Here is a 19,972-nt window from a genome sequence, read left to right as displayed (position 1 = left end):
CGCCTGTCACGACAACCACAACACAGGAGACAGGCAATGGGGCAGCCAAGGTCCGCCGATGCGCCGCTGGTCGGCATCATCGCCAATCCGGTTTCGGCGCGCGACATCCGCCGCGTGATCGCCAACGCCAACAGCCTGCAGCTGTCCGACCGCGTCAATATCGTGCTGCGCCTGCTGGCCGCGCTGTCAGCCTGCGGGGTGCGGCGCGTGCTGATGATGCCCGACCGCGAGGGCCTGCGCGTCATGCTGGCGCGGCACCTGGCGCACCGCCAGGGACCGGATTCGAGCTTGCCCGAGGTCGCGTATCTGGACATGCCGGTGGCCTCGCGCGTCGACGACACGCTGCATGCCGCGCGCTGCATGGCCGATGCCGGCGTGGCCGCCATCATCGTGCTGGGCGGCGACGGCACCCACCGCGCCGTGGTGCGCGAGTGCGGCGCGGTGCCGATCGCGGGACTGTCGACCGGCACCAACAACGCCTACCCCGAGATGCGCGAACCCACCGTCACCGGGCTCGCCACCGGCCTCTATGCCACCGGCCGCATTCCCGCCAGCCAGGCGCTGGCGTCGAACAAGCGCCTGGACATCGTTATCCGCGACGGCAATGGCAATTTCCGCCGCGACATCGCGCTGGTCGATGCGGTGATCTCGCACGAACACTTCATCGGCGCGCGCGCACTGTGGAAGACCGAAACGCTGGCCGCGGTCTACGTGTCCTTTGCCGACCCGGAGGCGATCGGGCTGTCGTCGATCGCCGGCTTGCTCGAGCCGGTGGGGCGGCGCGAAGCCGGCGGCCTGGCGATCGAACTGGCCGCGCCGGGCGCGGGCGAGTTCGACCTGCGCGCGCCGATCGCGCCGGGCCTGATGTGCACCGTGCCGATTGCCGGCTGGCAGCGGCTCGCGCACGGCCGTCCGCATCGCGTGCGCCAGCGCAGTGGCGTGGTCGCGCTGGATGGCGAACGCGAGCTGACCTTCGGCCCCGACGACGAAGTCACCGTCACGCTGCACGACCACGCCTTCCGCAGCATCGACGTCGCCGCCTGCATGCGCCACGCGGCGCGCCACCACCTGATGCGCAGCGTGCCGCAGCACGCCCTGGCGTGAACACGCCCGCCGCGCATCCCCCGCTTTCTTGAAGTGCAACACCTGAAAACGAAGGAGACAGACATGACAGCCAGAGCTTCGCAAGATACTGCCGCGCTGCCGCTCGACAAAGAGACGCTGCTGACGGTGTACCGGAAAATGCGCACCATCCGCGATTTCGAGGAGCGCCTGCACGTGGACTTCGCGCGCGGCGACATCCCGGGCTTCGTCCACCTGTACGCGGGCGAAGAAGCCGCGGGCGTCGGCATCCTGCACCACCTGCACGACGGCGATCGTATCGCCAGCACGCACCGCGGCCATGGCCACTGCATTGCCAAGGGCGTCGACCCGGTGGCGATGATGAAGGAGATCTACGGCAAGAAGGGCGGTTCGTGCAACGGCAAGGGCGGCTCGATGCATATCGCCGACCTGTCCAAGGGCATGATGGGCGCCAACGGCATCCTCGGCGCGGGCGCGCCGCTGATCTGCGGCGCCGCGCTGGCAGCCAAGTTCCGCGGCAAGGGCGAGGTCGGCATCACCTTCTGCGGCGATGGCGCCTCCAACCAGGGCACCTTCCTCGAAAGCCTGAACCTGGCCGCGGTGTGGAACCTGCCGGTGATCTTCGTGATCGAGAACAACGGCTACGCCGAATCGACCTCGCGCGACTACGGCACCGCGGTCGACAGCTATGTCGATCGCGCCGCGGGCTTCGGCATTCCGGGCGTGACCGTGGACGGCACCGATTTCTTCGCGGTCCACGAAGCCGCCGGCGAAGTCATCCGCCGCGCGCGCGAAGGCGGCGGGCCGTCGCTGCTCGAATGCAAGATGGTCCGCTTCTACGGCCACTTCGAAGGCGATGCGCAGACCTACCGCGCCGCCGGTGAGCTCGACGATATCCGCGCCAACAAGGATTGCCTGAAGCTGTTCGGCCGCACCGTGACGCAGGCAGGCGTGGTTGCACGTGAAGAACTCGACGCGATCGACCGCGAAGTCGCCGCGCTGATCGAGCACGCCGTGCAGGAAGCCAAGGCGGCGCCGCAGCCGGGCCCTGAAGACCTGCTGACCGACGTCTACGTCAGCTACTGATCCGCCGCGCGCAATTCATACACAGGAGACAGACATGGCTCGCAAACTGAGCATCAAGCTGGCGATCAACGAGGCGATCGACCAGGAAATGACCCGCGACCCCAGCGTCATCATGCTGGGCGAGGACATCGTCGGCGGCGCCGGCGCGGACGGCGAGAAAGACGCCTGGGGCGGCGTGCTGGGCGTGACCAAGGGCCTCTATGCCAAGCACGGCGACCGGCTGCTGGACACGCCGCTGTCCGAATCTGCTTACGTGGGCGCCGCCATCGGCGCCGCGGCGTGCGGCATGCGCCCGATCGCGGAACTGATGTTCATCGACTTCATGGGCGTTTGCTTCGACCAGATCTTCAACCAGGCCGCCAAGTTCCGCTACATGTTCGGCGGCAAGGCCGAGACCCCGGTGGTGATCCGCGCCATGGTCGGCGCGGGCTTCCGCGCCGCCGCGCAGCACAGCCAGATGCTGACGCCGCTGTTCACGCATATCCCCGGGCTGAAGGTGGTGTGCCCGTCCACGCCGTACGACACCAAGGGCCTGCTGATCCAGGCGATCCGCGACAACGATCCGGTCATCTTCTGCGAGCACAAGAATCTCTACGGCCTGGAAGGCGACGTCCCGGAAGGCGCCTATGCCATCCCGTTCGGCGAGGCCAATATCGTGCGCGACGGCAAGGACGTGTCGATCGTCACCTACGGGCTGATGGTGCATCGCGCGCTGGAAGCGGCGGCAACGCTGGCGAAGGAGGGGATCGAGGCCGAGATCGTCGACCTGCGCACGCTCTCGCCGCTGGACATCGACACGGTGCTGGAGTCGGTCGAGAACACCGGCCGCCTGGTGGTGGTCGATGAGGCCAGCCCGCGCTGCAATATCGCCACCGATATCTCCGGGCAGGTCGCGCAGCAGGCCTTCGGCGCGCTCAAGGCCGGCATCGAGATGGTGTGCCCGCCGCATACGCCGGTGCCGTTCTCGCCCACGCTGGAAGACCTGTATATCCCCAGCGCGGCACAGATCGCCAATGCCGCGCGCAAGACCGTGAAGGGAGGCAAGCACTGATGGCCACGCCTGCAATTACCCCGATCGTGATGCCCAAGTGGGGCCTGTCGATGAAGGAAGGCACCGTCAATGCCTGGCTGGTCGACGAAGGCACCGAGATCACCGTGGGCATGCCGATCCTCGACGTGGAAACCGACAAGATCGCCAATGCGGTGGAGGCGCCCGACGCGGGCACGCTGCGCCGCAAGGTGGCGCAGGCCGGCGACGTGCTGCCGGTGAAGGCGCTGCTTGGCGTGCTGGCCCCAGCGGAGGTGAGCGATGCGCAGATCGATGACTACGTGGCGGCTTATGAAACGCCGGCCGACGACGGCGGCGACGAGGATGCCGCCAACGCCTACCAGTTTGCCGAGGTCGATGGCATCCGGGTCCGCTATGCCCGCAAGGGCGACGGCGCCCAGACCGTGCTCTTCATCCACGGATTTGGCGGAGACCTGGACAACTGGCTGTTCAACCTCGACCCCCTGGCCGACGCGTACACGGTGGTGGCGCTCGACCTGCCCGGCCACGGACAGTCGTCGCCGCGGCTCGCGGGCACGACGCTGGCGCAGATGGCCGGCTTTGTAGCGCGCTTCATGGACCAGACCGGCATCGATGCGGCGCACGTGGTCGGCCATTCGATGGGCGGCGGCGTGGCCGCGCAGCTGGCCGTGGATGCGCCGCAGCGGGTGCTGTCGGTGGCGCTGGTGTCGCCGGCGGGCTTTGGCGAGGCCGTCAACAGTGCCTATACCGATGGCTTCGTCAGCGCGCAGTCGCGGCGGGAACTCAAGCCCGTGGTCGAACTGCTGTTCGCCGACCCGGGGCTGGTGAGCCGGCAGATGCTGGACGACCTGCTGCGCTACAAGCGCCTCGACGGCGTGCCTGAGGCACTGACGGCGCTGGGCCAGGGCCTGTTCGCCGGCGGCCGGCAGAGCGAGCAACCGGGCCAGCGCCTGGCCGACAGCGGCAAGCGGGTGCTGGTAGTGTGGGGCGGCCAGGACCGCATCATTCCCGCCGACCATGCCGAAGCCGCGCCGCCGGGTGCCACCGTCAAGGTCTTTCCTGACGCAGGCCATATGAGCCAGATGGAGAAGGCCAATGACTTCAATGCCTTGCTGAAGACCCACCTGGCCGGCTGATGCCGCCGGCGGACGGCGCCGCCTTGCGCCGTCCGCGCGGCTCAGGCTGTTTTGGCCGATTTACCACAGGACACTTCCCTATGAGCACAGACCTGAAAACCCGCCTGGCGGAGATCAACAAGCAATTCGGCGCGCTCGGCCAGGCCCAGCCCGCCACCATGAGCGCCTTCCAGGGCGTGATGAAAGCCGCCACGCAGCAGGGCAGCCTGCCTGTCGAAATCAAGGAACTGGTGGCGGTCGCGCTGGCCGTGCAGAAGGGCTGCGACGACTGCGTGCTGTTCCACACCAGCCAGGCACTGCGCCATCGCGCGAGCCGCGAGCAACTGGCCGAAGTGCTGGCCGTCAATATCGAGATGGGTGGCGGCCCCGGCGCGATGTATGCCGCCAAGGCGCTGGCTTACTTCGATGCGCTCAATGCCTAGTGTTGCTAGACTCGGCGCATTGCCATACCCGGGCAGGTGCCACCCGATGCCGTTTGGTTTTGTCGAAACCATAGCCGCCGACCACGCCGGCACCGACCCGCTGCAGGAGGAGCTGGCGCTGCTCGAACTCGCTGCCCAGGGCCGGCACGTGGCGCAGTTGTGGGAGGCACCGCTGTCGCTGGTGGTGCCGCGCACCTACCTGCGCCACGCGGCGCTGGAGGGCGCGCGCGCCGACTTTGCCCGGCAGGGCTGTCCGGTGTTCCTGCGCATGTCCGGCGGCGGCCTGGTTCCGCAGGGGCCCGGCATCCTCAACCTGAGCCTGGCCTACCCCGTCGGGCAGCCGCCAGGGGCGCTCAGCGACGCGGTCTACCTGCACCTGTGCGCGGTGATCGGCGGTGCGCTGCGCAAGCTCGGCATCGAGACCCACTGGCAGGCGGTGGCCGGCTCCTTCTGCGATGGCCGCTACAACCTCGCCTGGGGCCCGCCCGAAGCCGCCCGCAAGATCGCCGGCACGGCCCAGTACTGGCGGCGTGCGCCAGCGGCCATGCAGGCGGCCGACGGCCAGCGCCACCTGGTGCTCGCCCATGCGGTGCTGCTGGTCAGCGCCGACCCCGGGCAGATCAATGCACGCGCCAATGCCTTCGAGGCCGCCATCGGCAGCGAACGGCGTTATGACGCGGACAAGGTCGTCAGCGTGCGCGAGGCGCTTGTTGCTGGCGGACACGCCGCGCGGGACGATGCCGCACTGATGGCCGCGGTTGCGGATGCGCTGCGATGGAGCCTCGGACAGCATCCCGCCCCGGCTTAGTCTTTCGACCGTTGCCATACCGCGCGCCCAAAAAAATCGCGGCCCACGGGGGGCCGCAAATCGGGAATGCGAGGAGTGTCAATTTCCTCAAGAGACGTTATCGACGCAAAGCGCCGGCTCAAGACCCCACCTTCGTGGGGTCTATGCATCACAGTAGTGAAGGCGAGCGTCCGCTTACGCGATCAGGTAGGCGGGATGCGGCTCCGGCCGGACGGAGGCGCGCAGTTTCCGGACATTGGATTCCAGTTCGGCGTGGGCCGCATCGAGCCAGTCCACGCGATGCCGAACCGGATCTTTGGCCGACAGGGCGCTGGCGGCGATCTCTCGCAGGAAGTAGCGCACCATGCTGCCCGCGCGCGCAGGCACCGGCATCATGCCCAGCAACTGCCGGCGGGCCAGCAGCCGGCGCGTGACCGCGTGCTGCAGCCCGGCCCAGGCGGTGCGGCCTAGTGCGATGTACAGCGCGTCGGTGCGCAGCTGCCGCACGGCTCCAAGGAACTGGGTCTCGAAAACGTCGCGCAGCATCGGCGCGTCCAGAAGCTCTTCCAGCGGCCCGTCGAACGCCAGCCCGCGCCGTGTGGTCGCATGCGGCAACAGCGCAAGCGGCTGCAGACGCTCGAAACCGTCGTTCCACAGCGCGGCGGCATGTGGCAGTCCGACCAGCTCGGGCACGCGGAAGTGGTCGAGCATGCGGATCAGGTTGGGCCGCACCAGCTTGCCGCCCAGCTCGACGCGCCGCTTGTTTTCGCGCTGGACCACGCGGCCCGGCGCATGGCTGCGCAGCAGCTCCTCGGTGACCGCAGCGGCAAGCCGCACATGGGCATGACCGGGCGTGGTGCTGACCAGCACCAGCGCCGCCTGCGTATTCAGGTATTCGCAGGGTACGTAGTGCATGGCATAGGTACTGTCACGCGCCACCACGACGGGTTTCGCGATCACGCCGCTTGCGCCCGCCAGCCGAATCTGGGCGCAATAGGCTTCAATGAAGTTGGTCAAGGCATCCCCCCGCTCGCTTCGTTATTTAAGCGTTTTTATTGTTTTTGCTTGTTGCCATGGTAAGCCGGCGGTGCAGGACAGAGAAAGCCGGCTCCGTGGTTTTGACCCGCTTCCCGGAGGCAATTTGGTGGGCCACCCAACACACCACACGCAGCCTTACCGCGAAAGGGCCGGATCGCACGCCAACGGATCCGGCGGCGACACCGTTAACGTATCCGGCCCGGTGGTCAGGACCGTGACACTGCCGCGCACTGCGAAGCGCACGCAAAAGAAAAAAGCCGGACACGAGGACGTGTCCGGCCAACCCATTTGCTGACTCAGGTGGTGTCAAAACCCGAGAGTCAAATGCTAACGATTATCATTTGCGGTGGCAACCATGGCGTGGTGTGGTGTTGCGCCAGATCATGCCATCGAGGTCTGGATCGAGAACTGTCCGGACAAGGTCTTGTGCACCGGGCACCGATTCGCGACGCGCAGCAGGTCTTCCAGGATAGTGGGCGACAGGTCGCCGCTGACCCTGACCTCGCGTTGCATCGTATAGGTGCCGTTCGCTTCCTCATGTCCGACCGAGACCTGGACATCGGTCACCGCGTAACCCTTGCGTTTCGCATACAGCTGCAAGGTCAGGGTGGTGCAGGCCGCCAGCGCCGAGTCCAGCAAATCATGCGGGTTCGGGTAGCGGGTGTCGCCGCCGGCGGCAGCATCCAGATCGGCTTGCCACTCGGCGGTGCCGTTGGTCAGCCGGCAGATGCTGTTGCCCTGGCTTGGCTTCCATGTCGCTTGGATAGTCATCGAACGTCCCCATCTCATCAAAGGGCGGCCCCGCGGGCCGGAACGGTCATTCTATAAGTAGGCCGGCGCGCCAGGTCGCAGGCGTCGAAAGAGGCGCATCCGTGCCGATTTCAGGCGTTTCTGAGAAACCCCTTGCCAACCCCGCCGCGCTCGCTTACTATTCGCCCCCTCGCAACACGACGCGGCACTGCAAGGCAGGCGCAGCAAGGGTTGCGGGGTTGGCCGGAAGGCTGGCGCAGCGAGGTTTGCAGCGCCGGCGGCAGCAAAAAAGATTGCTGCGAACGGTTGACGAAACGAAGAAAGCTCTGCATAATCTCGTTTCTCTGCTGCAGACAACGCAGCGCGCTGAACGGCAAAGCCGGGTGGCGAAGTTCTTTAACAAACAAACAACCGATAAGTGTGGGCGCTGGGTAGCGGACGCCGCTGTCTACGGACAGTGATGCTTCAAGTTATACAGTGCTCGCACAGCAAAACGTGACCGGTCTTCGGACTGGTCAGTCAGTTTTCTGAGAGTGAGCGACCGCTCGAAAGAGCGAGGGTCTTCGGACCCACACAGAGATTGAACTGAAGAGTTTGATCCTGGCTCAGATTGAACGCTGGCGGCATGCCTTACACATGCAAGTCGAACGGCAGCGCGGGCTTCGGCCTGGCGGCGAGTGGCGAACGGGTGAGTAATACATCGGAACGTGCCCTGTCGTGGGGGATAACTAGTCGAAAGATTAGCTAATACCGCATACGACCCGAGGGTGAAAGCGGGGGACCGTAAGGCCTCGCGCGATAGGAGCGGCCGATGTCTGATTAGCTAGTTGGTGGGGTAAAGGCCTACCAAGGCGACGATCAGTAGCTGGTCTGAGAGGACGATCAGCCACACTGGGACTGAGACACGGCCCAGACTCCTACGGGAGGCAGCAGTGGGGAATTTTGGACAATGGGGGCAACCCTGATCCAGCAATGCCGCGTGTGTGAAGAAGGCCTTCGGGTTGTAAAGCACTTTTGTCCGGAAAGAAATGGCCTGGGCTAATACCCCGGGTCGATGACGGTACCGGAAGAATAAGCACCGGCTAACTACGTGCCAGCAGCCGCGGTAATACGTAGGGTGCGAGCGTTAATCGGAATTACTGGGCGTAAAGCGTGCGCAGGCGGTTTGATAAGACAGGCGTGAAATCCCCGAGCTCAACTTGGGAATGGCGCTTGTGACTGTCAGGCTAGAGTATGTCAGAGGGGGGTAGAATTCCACGTGTAGCAGTGAAATGCGTAGAGATGTGGAGGAATACCGATGGCGAAGGCAGCCCCCTGGGACGTGACTGACGCTCATGCACGAAAGCGTGGGGAGCAAACAGGATTAGATACCCTGGTAGTCCACGCCCTAAACGATGTCAACTAGTTGTTGGGGATTCATTTCTTCAGTAACGTAGCTAACGCGTGAAGTTGACCGCCTGGGGAGTACGGTCGCAAGATTAAAACTCAAAGGAATTGACGGGGACCCGCACAAGCGGTGGATGATGTGGATTAATTCGATGCAACGCGAAAAACCTTACCTACCCTTGACATGCCACTAACGAAGCAGAGATGCATTAGGTGCCCGAAAGGGAAAGTGGACACAGGTGCTGCATGGCTGTCGTCAGCTCGTGTCGTGAGATGTTGGGTTAAGTCCCGCAACGAGCGCAACCCTTGTCTCTAGTTGCTACGCAAGAGCACTCTAGAGAGACTGCCGGTGACAAACCGGAGGAAGGTGGGGATGACGTCAAGTCCTCATGGCCCTTATGGGTAGGGCTTCACACGTCATACAATGGTGCGTACAGAGGGTTGCCAACCCGCGAGGGGGAGCTAATCCCAGAAAACGCATCGTAGTCCGGATCGTAGTCTGCAACTCGACTACGTGAAGCTGGAATCGCTAGTAATCGCGGATCAGCATGCCGCGGTGAATACGTTCCCGGGTCTTGTACACACCGCCCGTCACACCATGGGAGTGGGTTTTGCCAGAAGTAGTTAGCCTAACCGCAAGGAGGGCGATTACCACGGCAGGGTTCATGACTGGGGTGAAGTCGTAACAAGGTAGCCGTATCGGAAGGTGCGGCTGGATCACCTCCTTTCCAGAGGCTTGTGTCTCAAGCCTAGCGTTCACACTTATCGGTTTGTTTGCTGTTACAGCCAAGGGTCTGTAGCTCAGGTGGTTAGAGCACCGTCTTGATAAGGCGGGGGTCGTAGGTTCAAGTCCTACCAGACCCACCAAGTTATCCGAGGGGGATTAGCTCAGCTGGGAGAGCACCTGCTTTGCAAGCAGGGGGTCGTCGGTTCGATCCCGTCATCCTCCACCACTACCTCTGATCGAGTGAGTACGGATACCTGGAGTTGGTTGTCAAAGGAAAGCGCTTGCTGAGTGCTTTCCTTTGGCATTGCCAAGCGATCTAACGATCGGCTGTTCTTTAACAATATGGGATGTAGTAAAGGTGTCGCGCGAGCGTTGATGAGACGCTGCAGTACAAAACGCGATACCGGGTTGTGATTGTATCAACCAAATGTATTTTAAAGTGATCGAAAGATGACTTGGAATACGGCACAAATGCGAGAACTCAACCTGTAGTGAGGGTGTCTTCGAGACACACTTGTTATAGGGTCAAGCGAACAAGTGCATGTGGTGGATGCCTTGGCGATCACAGGCGATGAAGGACGCGGTAGCCTGCGAAAAGCTTCGGGGAGCTGGCAAACGAGCTTTGATCCGGAGATGTCCGAATGGGGAAACCCGGCCCGTATGGGTCATCCCACACTGAATTCATAGGTGTGGGAAGCGAACGCGGCGAACTGAAACATCTAAGTAGCTGCAGGAACAGAAATCAACCGAGATTCCCAAAGTAGTGGCGAACGAAATGGGAAGAGCCTTGCACTCTTTAGCAGGACTGTTAGCAAAACGGGATGGAAAGCCCGGCCATAGCAGGTGATAGCCCTGTATGCGAAAACAGACTTGTGGAACTAGGTGTGCGACAAGTAGGGCGGGACACGTGAAATCCTGTCTGAAGATGGGGGGACCATCCTCCAAGGCTAAATACTCGTGATCGACCGATAGTGAACCAGTACCGTGAGGGAAAGGCGAAAAGAACCCCGGGAGGGGAGTGAAATAGATCCTGAAACCGCATGCATACAAACAGTCGGAGCCCTTTCGGGGGTGACGGCGTACCTTTTGTATAATGGGTCAGCGACTTACATTCAGTGGCAAGCTTAACCGATTAGGGAAGGCGTAGCGAAAGCGAGTCCGAACAGGGCGTTGAGTCGCTGGGTGTAGACCCGAAACCAGATGATCTATCCATGGCCAGGTTGAAGGTGCGGTAACACGTACTGGAGGACCGAACCCACTAACGTTGAAAAGTTAGGGGATGAGCTGTGGATAGGGGTGAAAGGCTAAACAAATCTGGAAATAGCTGGTTCTCTCCGAAAACTATTTAGGTAGTGCCTCGTGTCTCACCTTCGGGGGTAGAGCACTGTCATGGTTGGGGGGTCTATTGCTGATTACCCCGCCATAGCAAACTCCGAATACCGAAGAGTGCAATCACGGGAGACAGACATCGGGTGCTAACGTCCGGTGTCAAGAGGGAAACAACCCAGACCGCCAGCTAAGGTCCCCAAGATTGGCTAAGTGGGAAACGAAGTGGGAAGGCTAAAACAGTCAGGAGGTTGGCTTAGAAGCAGCCACCCTTTAAAGAAAGCGTAATAGCTCACTGATCGAGTCGTCCTGCGCGGAAGATGTAACGGGGCTAAGCCAGTCACCGAAGCTGCGGACGCACGCAAGTGCGTGGTAGGAGAGCGTTCTGTAAGCCTGTGAAGGTGTCTTGTAAAGGATGCTGGAGGTATCAGAAGTGCGAATGCTGACATGAGTAGCGATAAAGGGGGTGAAAGGCCCCCTCGCCGTAAGCCCAAGGTTTCCTACGCAACGTTCATCGGCGTAGGGTGAGTCGGCCCCTAAGGCGAGGCAGAGATGCGTAGCTGATGGGAAGCAGGTTAATATTCCTGCACCGTCGTATGATGCGATGGGGGGACGGATCGCGGAAGGTTGTCCGGGTGTTGGAAGTCCCGGTCCCTGTAGTGGAGAAGGCGCTTAGGCAAATCCGGGCGCGTAATTCAAGGCTATGGGGCGAGCGGCCTAGTGCTGCGAAGCAATTGGAAGTGGTTCCAAGAAAAGCCTCTAAGCTTCAGTCATACGAGACCGTACCGCAAACCGACACAGGTGGGCGAGATGAGTATTCTAAGGCGCTTGAGAGAACTCGGGAGAAGGAACTCGGCAAATTGGTACCGTAACTTCGGGATAAGGTACGCCCTGGTAGCTTGACTGGCCTGCGCCAGAAGGGTGAAGGGGTTGCAATAAAATGGTGGCTGCGACTGTTTAATAAAAACACAGCACTCTGCAAACACGAAAGTGGACGTATAGGGTGTGACGCCTGCCCGGTGCCGGAAGATTAAATGATGGGGTGCAAGCTCTTGATTGAAGTCCCGGTAAACGGCGGCCGTAACTATAACGGTCCTAAGGTAGCGAAATTCCTTGTCGGGTAAGTTCCGACCTGCACGAATGGCGTAACGATGGCCACACTGTCTCCTCCCGAGACTCAGCGAAGTTGAAGTGTTTGTGATGATGCAATCTCCCCGCGGCTAGACGGAAAGACCCCATGAACCTTTACTGTAGCTTTGCATTGGACTTTGAACCGATCTGTGTAGGATAGGTGGGAGGCTTTGAAGCGTGGACGCTAGTCTACGTGGAGCCGTCCTTGAAATACCACCCTGGTTTGTTTGAGGTTCTAACCTTGGCCCGTGAATCCGGGTCGGGGACAGTGCATGGTAGGCAGTTTGACTGGGGCGGTCTCCTCCCAAAGTGTAACGGAGGAGTTCGAAGGTACGCTTGGTACGGTCGGACATCGTACCTAAAGTGCAATGGCAAAAGCGTGCTTAACTGCGAGACCGACAAGTCGAGCAGGTGCGAAAGCAGGACATAGTGATCCGGTGGTTCTGAATGGAAGGGCCATCGCTCAACGGATAAAAGGTACTCTGGGGATAACAGGCTGATACCGCCCAAGAGTTCATATCGACGGCGGTGTTTGGCACCTCGATGTCGGCTCATCTCATCCTGGGGCTGTAGCCGGTCCCAAGGGTATGGCTGTTCGCCATTTAAAGAGGTACGTGAGCTGGGTTTAAAACGTCGTGAGACAGTTTGGTCCCTATCTGCCGTGGGCGTTGGAATCTTGACGGGGGCTGCTCCTAGTACGAGAGGACCGGAGTGGACGTACCGCTGGTGTACCTGTTGTCTCGCCAGAGGCATCGCAGGGTAGCTATGTACGGAAGAGATAACCGCTGAAAGCATCTAAGCGGGAAACTCGCCTGAAGATGAGGATTCCCTGGAGGCTTGACCTCCTTGAAGGGTCGTTCGAGACCAGGACGTTGATAGGCTGGGTGTGGAAGCGCAGTAATGCGTTAAGCTAACCAGTACTAATTGCCCGTAAGGCTTGATCCTATAACCAGTGTGTTTCACCTGGTTGATCGTCGCCTTGTGCCTCGATACACACACAACCAACACTACATCCCGATTCGTGACGCTGTCCCATCCGACAGCGCCACAACCCCTCATGCCTGGTGACCATAGCGAGTTGGAACCACCCCTTCCCATCCCGAACAGGTCCGTGAAACGACTCCGCGCCGATGATAGTGCGGATTACCCGTGTGAAAGTAGGTCATCGCCAGGCTCTTATCCCCAAAACCCCTCGACAGCGAACGCTGCGAGGGGTTTTGTCTTTGGCGTGGCACTCGCCTTCGCTGCAACGCCGTAATACCATTGCCGCAGCTCCCACTTCCGCACATGTCCGCTGACTGCGCCTGGTATCTCTACCTGCTCGAATGCACCGGCAATTCCATTTACACCGGAATCACCACGGACGTGGCACGCCGTTTTGCCGAACACCAGTCCGGAAAAGGCGCCAAATATACGCGCTCGCGCAAGCCGATTCGCGTGCTCGGCCAGTTGCGTTTCGCCACCAAGTCGGAAGCGTTGAAGGCAGAAATCGAAATCAAACGCATGAGTTCAGCGCAGAAACGGTCATTTTGCGCGCAACTGCCTGCCCTTGACGCGGAGGAGCAGACGGCGTGATATCAAGGAAAAACGGCCCGTATCGCAAGCGCGATGCGGGCCGTTTTGTTTTGGCTTGCCGCTTCAGACCAGCGTCAGCGTAACGTCGATATTGCCGCGGGTCGCGTTCGAGTACGGGCACACCTGATGCGCCTGCTCGATCAGCTTCTCGGCGGCCTCGCGCTCGAAGCCTGGCAGCGAAATCTTCAGCTCGACCTGAATGCCAAAGCCCTGCGGGATCGGGCCGATGCCGACCGCGCCCTGGATCGAGGCATCGGCGGGCACGTTGATCTTCTGCTGGCTGGCGACATAGCGCATCGCGCCCAGGAAGCAGGCCGAGTAACCGGCGGCAAACAGCTGCTCCGGATTCAGGCCGTTGCCGGCACCACCCATCTCCTTGGGCACGGCCAGCTTGGCGTCGAGCTGGCCGTCGGAGGTGGTGGCACGGCCGTCGCGGCCGCCGGTGGCGGTGGCATGGGCGGTATATACGACTTTCTCGAGTTTCATCTAAGGCTCCGGTTTGTTGGCCCGCAGGGGGCGCCATCATCAATGCCTGCCGTCAGTCCGGCAAGCTGGAATCGGTCCGCGCTTGTTCGAGCGTCGACCGCAGTGCATGCAGGCGCCGCGTCAGTGCCTGGATCTCTTCGACCGGGCATTGCGTGGCACATAACATCTGTTCAGGAATCCCCGTTGCGCGCTGACGCAGTGCGCGCCCGGCGTCGGTCAGGCTGACCAGGACCCGGCGTTCGTCGGTTGCGTCCCGCGTGCGGGTGACCAGCCCCGTCGCTGCGAGCCGCTTCAGCAGTGGCGTCAGCGTGCCCGAGTCCAAGGCGAGGCGATTGCCGAGTTCCGAAACCGACAGCGTTTCGGTCTCCCACAAGACCAGCATCACGAGGTACTGCGGATAAGTAAGCCCAAGCTCACTTAGCAGGGGCTTGTACAGCTTGGTCATCGCCAGCGAACTCGAATACAGCGCGAAGCATAGTTGGTGATCCAGCAAAAGCCAGTTGGTGGCGGGTTCGTTGTCGCGTTCCATACCGATATATTAGACACAATTAGATTGCGCGCAAGATAAATTTTCAAAGTGCTTCGGATGCGGGCGCAGGTGAACGACGGAGTCCCAACCCTTAAGTCTGTTTTAAGTCTTGGTCGCTAGCATGACGGTGTTGCGTCGCATCGTGTCGACGCCAGATGCTAAAAGGAAAGGAACACACCTATGATGCGCCAGACCATTGCTCGCACCGCCGTTGGTATCGCAGCCCTGGCCGCGCTCGGCGGCGGCTATGCCTATCTGCAGCGAGAAGTCATTACCCCGGGCTACGCGGCCCCCGCTCCGGTGGTCGCAGCCGCACAGCCGGCGGCTGCCGTGGCCAGGCCGATGGACTTCTCCGGCATCGTCGCCCAGTACGGACCCGCGGTGGTCAACATCAGCGTGACCGCACGCGCCCAGCGCACCGCGGTGCAGATGCCGCCCGGCATCGATCCGGACGATCCGCTGTTCCAGTTCTTCAAGCGCTTCGGCCCGCAGTTCCAAGGGCCGCAAGGCCGCCCACAGCAACTGGTGCGCGGGCAGGGCTCGGGCTTTATCGTCAGCCCGGATGGCCTGATCCTGACCAATGCGCACGTCGTCGACGGCGCGCAGGAAGTGACCGTCAAGCTGACCGACCGCCGCGAGTTCAAGGCCAAGGTGCTCGGGACCGATCCGCAGACCGATGTGGCAGTGATCCGCATCGATGCCAAGGACCTGCCGACCGTGCGCCTGGGCGACCCGTCGCAGGTTCGGGTGGGCGAGCCGGTGCTGGCAATCGGCTCGCCTTACGGCTTCGAGAACACCGTGACCGCGGGCATTGTCAGCGCGAAGTCGCGCTCGCTGCCCGACGACACCTATGTGCCGTTCATCCAGACCGACGTCGCCGTCAATCCCGGCAACTCGGGCGGTCCGCTGTTCAATCAGCGCGGCGAGGTGGTCGGCATCAACTCGCAGATCTACAGCCAGACCGGCGGCTACCAGGGCCTCTCGTTCGCGATCCCGATCGACGTGGCAACCAAGGTGCAGCAGCAGCTGGTGGCGCACGGCAAGGTTACGCGCGGGCGCCTCGGCATCAGCGTGCAGGAGGTCAACCAGGCGCTGGCGCAGTCGTTCGGACTGCCTAAGCCGACCGGAGCGCTGGTCAACTCGGTCGAGCCTGACAGCCCCGCGGCGCGCGCGGGACTGAAGCCGGGCGATGTCATCGTGCAGCTGGACAACGACGTGATCGACCATTCGGGCGACCTGCCGGAGCACGTGGCCGACATCAAACCGGGCACGCAGAGCTCGCTGAAGATCATCCGCAAGGGACAGCCGATGACCTTGTCGGTGACGGTCGGCACCGCGCGCGACCAGGCGGTGGCGCAGAAAGCGGGCGGCAAGGAGGCCAACGGCCGTCTGGGGCTGGCCGTGCGCCCGCTGTCGCCGGCGGAGAAGCGCGAAAGCGGCATCGAAGGCGGCCTGGTGGTCGAGGACGTAACCGGTCCCGCTGCGCGCGTGGGCATCCAGCCCGGCGACGTGATCCTGTCGCTCAACGGCACGCCGATTGGCTCGGTCGATCAGCTGCGGACGCTGGTGGGCAAGTCGGGCAAGCAGGTGGCGCTGCTGGTGCAGCGCGATGATGCGCGCATCTTCATTCCGCTCGATCTGGGTTGATGCTCGCGGGCACCGTTGCGTGCCCGCAAGCCGTTAACCAGCAAGGCTTTGACGCCTCCGCGGGCCGTATACCCGCACGTATACCGATACGTAAACAGACGGGTATACGTGCCGGTATACGGCCCGCTAAGCCTTACGGGAGGCGGGATTCAGCGCAACGAAGGGCTTACAGAAAGCGCGCCAGCAGGTATCATCTCGACTGCGATGCACGAAGCATGCGGCGGCTGCCCCCGCCGGCCCTGGTTCTGCTGAATCGACAAAGAGGAAGTCTATGCAGTTGGATTTCACCCGTGCCCCGATGCCGGGTACCGATAGAGCGCGGCGGCTGACGTCCACGACGTCTGCCACCGGCTCCGCGCCGAAGCCCCGGCGGCGCAAGAAAGAAGTGGCCCCGCACTGGGAGCGCGGCTACCGTTCGCACTTCTATCGCAACGAGCGCGGCGACAAGCTTGGCGAAGTGCGCCTGTCCGAGCGCGGCGAACTCCCCGTGGTCTACCACTGGGCCGCCGGCAACTACTCCGGCGCGGAAGGCTCGCTGGCCCACGCCCGCGCGCGCGTGGAAGAGACCATCGGTTTCGGCATGCGCCAGCTGTCGCTGTTCTGAGCAGGATCTTCGCCGGTGCCGCGTTCGCCGGCACTGCGACCCGTCCGCGCCCACCCTTCGCGCGCGGTGCCTTCGCTTCTCCCTGATCTTCCCAGTTGTTTCTGCAGTCCCCGAGCGTAGCCTGCAGCCGGCGCCGTTCCAGCCAGTCCGGCAATCAGACGATAGATGTCCTCGCAAGCGATCAGTGCGGCCTGCTACGTAACTGGCGCGTCCTGGTTCCACCTGCCCGTTATCGACGCAATGCCGCCGAGATCCCGCGGATGCCGGCCCGCATCGAGGCCAGGACCTGCGCCTGCGTGTCGGCCGGCAGGTTGCCGTAGCGCAGGCTGACATAGGCGGCGCTGACCGCGGCGATCGCCGCGCCGGCACGCGGCAGCTGCGCGCTGGCCCGCACTGCAAAGTCCTGCGGGCCTTCGGCCGGTGCGCGCGAGCAGCCGTGGCGGGCAAGCACGGCGCAGAAGCGCGCATAGGCCGCGCCGACCGGGTCGGCCGGGGCGCGCCGCCGCCACAGCGGCACCAGCGCCAGCAGGCACAGCATGCCAAGCACGGCTGCCAGCAACGGTCCGGCGCCCGCGCTGGTGCCGAGCGCCTGCAGCAGCCGCTGCTGCCGCGCATGGTCGTACTGCAGCACCCAGCGCTGCCAGGTGTAGACCATGCCCTCATAGGCCCAGCGCAAATCCTTGAGCCACGCCGGTTGCCGCGACGGGCGCCAGTCAGCGGCTTCGTTGCCGACCACCGCATCCAGCCCCTGCTCGATGCGGCTGGGGGCGACCGCGCTGGTCGGGTCCACGCGTATCCAGCCGCGGCCGTCGAGCCAGACTTCGGCCCATGCATGCGCATCGGACTGGCGCACCACGTAGTGGTTGGCCATGGGGTTGTACTCGCCGCCCTGGTAGCCCGTGACCACGCGCGCCGGTACGCCGGCGGCGCGCATCAGGAAGACGAAGCTGCTGGCGTAGTGCTCGCAGAAGCCGCGCCGGGTGTCGAACACAAAGCTGTCGATCTGTTCGGCCCCCAGCGGCGGCGGGGTCAGCGTATAGGCAAAGGGTGCTGACGCGAACAGCCGCAGCGCCGCCTGCACGCGTGCGGCGGGATCGGCATGGCGCTCGGCCCATTGCGCGGCCAGCGCGCGGGCGCGCGGATTGCCCGGCGGCAGGCTCAGCGCCAGCCGCAGCGTGGCGGGTGGCAACGATTCGGCCGGTGGCGACAGCGTGGAATGCGTGCGATAGCGGATGCGTTGCTCCACCGGCCGGCGCGCCATGAATTCGCTATCGGGTGTGATGGCAGCATCCGCGCCGGCGGACAGCGCCTGGCCGCGGTCGAGCACGAACAGCCAGCGCTGCCGGCTGGGCTCGAGCGTGATGCTGATGTCGATGCCGGCATTGCCTCCGGTGCCGGCCGCGGGGGCCAGTTGCTGCCGCCGCAGCCGCGAGGGATGCCAGGTGGTGCCGTCGTATTCCCACAGCACCAGCGCGCGCCAGTAGAGCGCGGACGCCGGCAACGGCGGGCCGGCGATTTCGGCACGCAGGGCGATCTCGGGGGAACGGATCAGTTGCCCGACGCTGCCCGGACGCATGGTATCGCTGATGCCGGTGGTGCCGCTCTGCGCCGATTGCGGCAGCTGCCACAGCGGGTGCTCCAGGCGCGGGAACAGCACGAACAGCGCCAGCGCCCACGGCAACCCCAGCAGCGCCATGCGGCCGAGCAGCGGCCAGATCGCCAGCCGGCTGCGAGCTTCGGGGTGATGCAGCAACAGCCAGTTGCGCAGCACCCAGGCCCCGATCGCCAGGCTGTACAGCGCCAGCCAGAACGGCTGGTCGGACAGGTACAGCGTCAGCAGCAGGTAGAACGACAGCTGCGTGACCAGGGTCGCGTCCGACAGCGCTCGGCATTCCAGCAGCTTGAGGATGACAAAGGCGCCCAGCAATGCTACCGCCAGCTCGCGTCCGATGCCGCCGCCGTCCTGCCACACCAGCGCGCACGCCACCAGCAGCACCAGCATCGCGGTGGTGCCGAGCATCCAGCGCGACGGCAGCGGCGCGCGCCGCCGCCACAGCAGCCAGCGCCACGCCAGCAACAGCACCAGCAGCAGGCTGACCGCCACCGGCAGCGTGCGCGCCTGCGGCGCCAGCACCAGCGCCAGCTGGCCGAGCAGCAGGCCGTGGTCTTCATGCCGCAGCGGCCGGGGCGCGGGCTTCATGCCTGGTCCGCGGCGCGGTATGTGCCAGGACGCTGTGGCCACAAGGCCAGCGCTTCGAGGCAGGCGCGCCGGTGGCTGGCGCCGCGCGCCGGCGGCAGTTCGATGCCGGGCAGGCGCAGGCCGATCTCGGCCTCGTCGCCGGCGGCAAGCAGCCATGCGCACAGGCGCGACAGCCGGGCCTCGGCCTCCATGCCCGCGGGCAGCGCGTGCCAGTCCAGCCAGCGCGCCGGCTGCCACGGCGGCTCGCCGGCGCGGCTGAGCCAGCGGCCGGTGCGCGCGCTGTGCTTCCAGGCGATGCGGTGCAGCGGGTCGCCGCTGCGGTAGCGGCGCAGCTGGTCGATGCCGTCTTCGCTGCTCGCAGCGCTGGCGGCGGCGTGCGTGCCGTTGTCGGCGTCGGGGCGATGCACGGGCGGGGGCGGCGGGGCACCGGGTTCCGGCGCCGGGTAGACCAGCGTCGACAACTCCAGGTCCGCATGGCTCCAGACATGGAACAGGCCGAACGGAAAGCGGCTGGCAATCGTCACGCGCGGCAGCGCCAGGCGGCCGCGGCGTGGCGCCGGCACGTGCAGTGCCAGCATGCCGCTGGCATTGGGATCGAGCGTGAGCGTCGCGGCAGCAACTTCCGGCATGGCGGGCACGCGCGCCTCGATGCCGATGCGGGCGTCGCCACCACGGCTGTCGACACGCAGGTGGAAGACGGCATCCTGCCCGGCATGGACTGCCGCCACCGGTCCCGCGGCCACGGCAAGATCAAGCAGGTTGCGATAGGCCAGCCACAGGCATGACATGCCGATTCCCGCCAGCATGAAGGTCAGCGCAAAACCCAGGCTGATGTTGTAGTTCAGCGAGGTCATCAGCATCGCGGCCAGCACCACCGCAAAGCCGATGCCGCCGCGCGTGGGCAGGATATAGAGATGGCGGCGGTCCAGCAGCACCACGCCGCCCGCGCCACTTGCCGGGCGCCGGCTGGCTGTGCGGCGCCGGGCGAGGCGTGGCGTGCCGCCGAGCACGCCCTTGCGCGCCGCCATG

The 19,972-nt window shown here is 63.9% G+C and carries 15 protein-coding genes, 2 tRNA genes and 3 rRNA genes; 14 read left to right on the top strand and 6 right to left on the bottom strand.

Going from position 1 to position 19,972, the window contains the following annotated elements:
* Nucleotides 1–36: 36 nt before the first annotated feature.
* From LIN44_RS23185 to LIN44_RS23160, 6 genes are all read left to right on the top strand, one after another.
* Nucleotides 37–1,104: an ATP-NAD kinase family protein gene (locus LIN44_RS23185; RefSeq protein WP_227314613.1), complete on the top strand. Its 1,068-nt coding sequence runs from the start codon at nt 37–39 to the stop codon at nt 1,102–1,104.
* Between the two features lie 63 nt (nt 1,105–1,167).
* Nucleotides 1,168–2,169: a thiamine pyrophosphate-dependent dehydrogenase E1 component subunit alpha gene (locus tag LIN44_RS23180; RefSeq protein WP_227314612.1), complete on the top strand. Its 1,002-nt coding sequence runs from the start codon at nt 1,168–1,170 to the stop codon at nt 2,167–2,169.
* Nucleotides 2,170–2,203: 34 nt separating this feature from the next.
* Complete coding sequence (locus LIN44_RS23175; RefSeq protein WP_227314611.1) at nt 2,204–3,220, top strand: alpha-ketoacid dehydrogenase subunit beta; 1,017 nt, start codon at nt 2,204–2,206, stop codon at nt 3,218–3,220.
* Nucleotides 3,220–4,335, top strand: coding sequence for an acetoin dehydrogenase dihydrolipoyllysine-residue acetyltransferase subunit (locus LIN44_RS23170; RefSeq protein ID WP_227314610.1), 1,116 nt, complete (start codon nt 3,220–3,222; stop codon nt 4,333–4,335). Before LIN44_RS23175 ends, LIN44_RS23170 begins: the two co-directional genes overlap by 1 nt.
* An 80-nt stretch (nt 4,336–4,415) precedes the next feature.
* A complete protein-coding gene (locus LIN44_RS23165; RefSeq protein WP_227314609.1) occupies nt 4,416–4,757 on the top strand; it encodes a carboxymuconolactone decarboxylase family protein in 342 nt (113 codons plus the stop codon).
* 46 nt (nt 4,758–4,803) lie between these two features.
* Nucleotides 4,804–5,565 carry a lipoate--protein ligase family protein gene (locus tag LIN44_RS23160; RefSeq protein WP_227314608.1) on the top strand — a complete coding sequence of 254 codons (762 nt, stop codon included), beginning with the start codon at nt 4,804–4,806 and terminating at the stop codon, nt 5,563–5,565.
* 174 nt (nt 5,566–5,739) lie between these two features.
* On the opposite strand, the gene LIN44_RS23155 is transcribed toward LIN44_RS23160, so the two are convergent.
* Entirely contained in the window at nt 5,740–6,561 is an 822-nt protein-coding gene (locus LIN44_RS23155; RefSeq protein ID WP_227314607.1) for a hypothetical protein, read from the bottom strand.
* A gap of 402 nt (nt 6,562–6,963) precedes the next feature.
* Nucleotides 6,964–7,353, bottom strand: a complete 390-nt coding sequence (locus LIN44_RS23150; RefSeq protein WP_227314606.1) for an OsmC family protein — start codon at nt 7,351–7,353, stop codon at nt 6,964–6,966.
* Nucleotides 7,354–7,914: 561 nt separating this feature from the next.
* On the opposite strand from LIN44_RS23150, the gene LIN44_RS23145 reads away from it, so the two are divergent.
* From LIN44_RS23145 to LIN44_RS23120, 6 genes are all read left to right on the top strand, one after another.
* A 16S ribosomal RNA gene (locus LIN44_RS23145) occupies nt 7,915–9,446 on the top strand.
* 62 nt (nt 9,447–9,508) lie between these two features.
* Nucleotides 9,509–9,585 (top strand) — tRNA-Ile (locus LIN44_RS23140).
* 10 nt (nt 9,586–9,595) lie between these two features.
* A tRNA-Ala gene (locus LIN44_RS23135) sits at nt 9,596–9,671 on the top strand.
* 297 nt (nt 9,672–9,968) lie between these two features.
* Nucleotides 9,969–12,847, top strand: a 23S ribosomal RNA gene (locus tag LIN44_RS23130).
* A gap of 115 nt (nt 12,848–12,962) precedes the next feature.
* Nucleotides 12,963–13,076, top strand: a 5S ribosomal RNA gene (gene rrf / locus LIN44_RS23125).
* Together the 16S, 23S and 5S rRNA genes with 2 tRNA genes alongside form the textbook arrangement of a ribosomal RNA operon.
* A 113-nt stretch (nt 13,077–13,189) precedes the next feature.
* A complete protein-coding gene (locus LIN44_RS23120) occupies nt 13,190–13,477 on the top strand; it encodes a GIY-YIG nuclease family protein (protein WP_227314605.1) in 288 nt (95 codons plus the stop codon).
* A gap of 63 nt (nt 13,478–13,540) precedes the next feature.
* On the opposite strand, the gene LIN44_RS23115 is transcribed toward LIN44_RS23120, so the two are convergent.
* Nucleotides 13,541–13,963, bottom strand: coding sequence for an organic hydroperoxide resistance protein (locus tag LIN44_RS23115; RefSeq protein ID WP_012355022.1), 423 nt, complete (start codon nt 13,961–13,963; stop codon nt 13,541–13,543).
* Between the two features lie 52 nt (nt 13,964–14,015).
* Nucleotides 14,016–14,492: a MarR family winged helix-turn-helix transcriptional regulator gene (locus LIN44_RS23110; protein ID WP_227314604.1), complete on the bottom strand. Its 477-nt coding sequence runs from the start codon at nt 14,490–14,492 to the stop codon at nt 14,016–14,018.
* 180 nt (nt 14,493–14,672) lie between these two features.
* On the opposite strand from LIN44_RS23110, the gene LIN44_RS23105 reads away from it, so the two are divergent.
* Nucleotides 14,673–16,139, top strand: a complete 1,467-nt coding sequence (locus tag LIN44_RS23105; protein WP_227314603.1) for a DegQ family serine endoprotease — start codon at nt 14,673–14,675, stop codon at nt 16,137–16,139.
* Nucleotides 16,140–16,410: 271 nt separating this feature from the next.
* Nucleotides 16,411–16,743, top strand: a complete 333-nt coding sequence (locus LIN44_RS23100) for a hypothetical protein (RefSeq protein WP_018004792.1) — start codon at nt 16,411–16,413, stop codon at nt 16,741–16,743.
* Nucleotides 16,744–16,972: 229 nt separating this feature from the next.
* Here LIN44_RS23100 and LIN44_RS23095 read toward each other — a convergent pair whose 3' ends face one another.
* Both LIN44_RS23095 and LIN44_RS23090 read right to left on the bottom strand, forming a co-directional pair.
* On the bottom strand, nt 16,973–18,943 hold the full coding sequence (locus LIN44_RS23095; protein ID WP_227314602.1) for a DUF3488 and DUF4129 domain-containing transglutaminase family protein: 1,971 nt from the start codon (nt 18,941–18,943) through the stop codon (nt 16,973–16,975).
* Nucleotides 18,940–19,971: a DUF58 domain-containing protein gene (locus tag LIN44_RS23090; RefSeq protein ID WP_227314601.1), complete on the bottom strand. Its 1,032-nt coding sequence runs from the start codon at nt 19,969–19,971 to the stop codon at nt 18,940–18,942. Before LIN44_RS23090 ends, LIN44_RS23095 begins: the two co-directional genes overlap by 4 nt.
* Between the last annotated feature and the right edge of the window lies 1 nt (nt 19,972).

It is taken from the genome of Cupriavidus sp. MP-37 (genome assembly GCF_020618415.1).
GTDB lineage: Bacteria > Pseudomonadota > Gammaproteobacteria > Burkholderiales > Burkholderiaceae > Cupriavidus.
The sequence above is the reverse complement of the archived record's forward strand: the minus strand, read 5'-3'. Positions and strand labels throughout refer to the sequence as shown.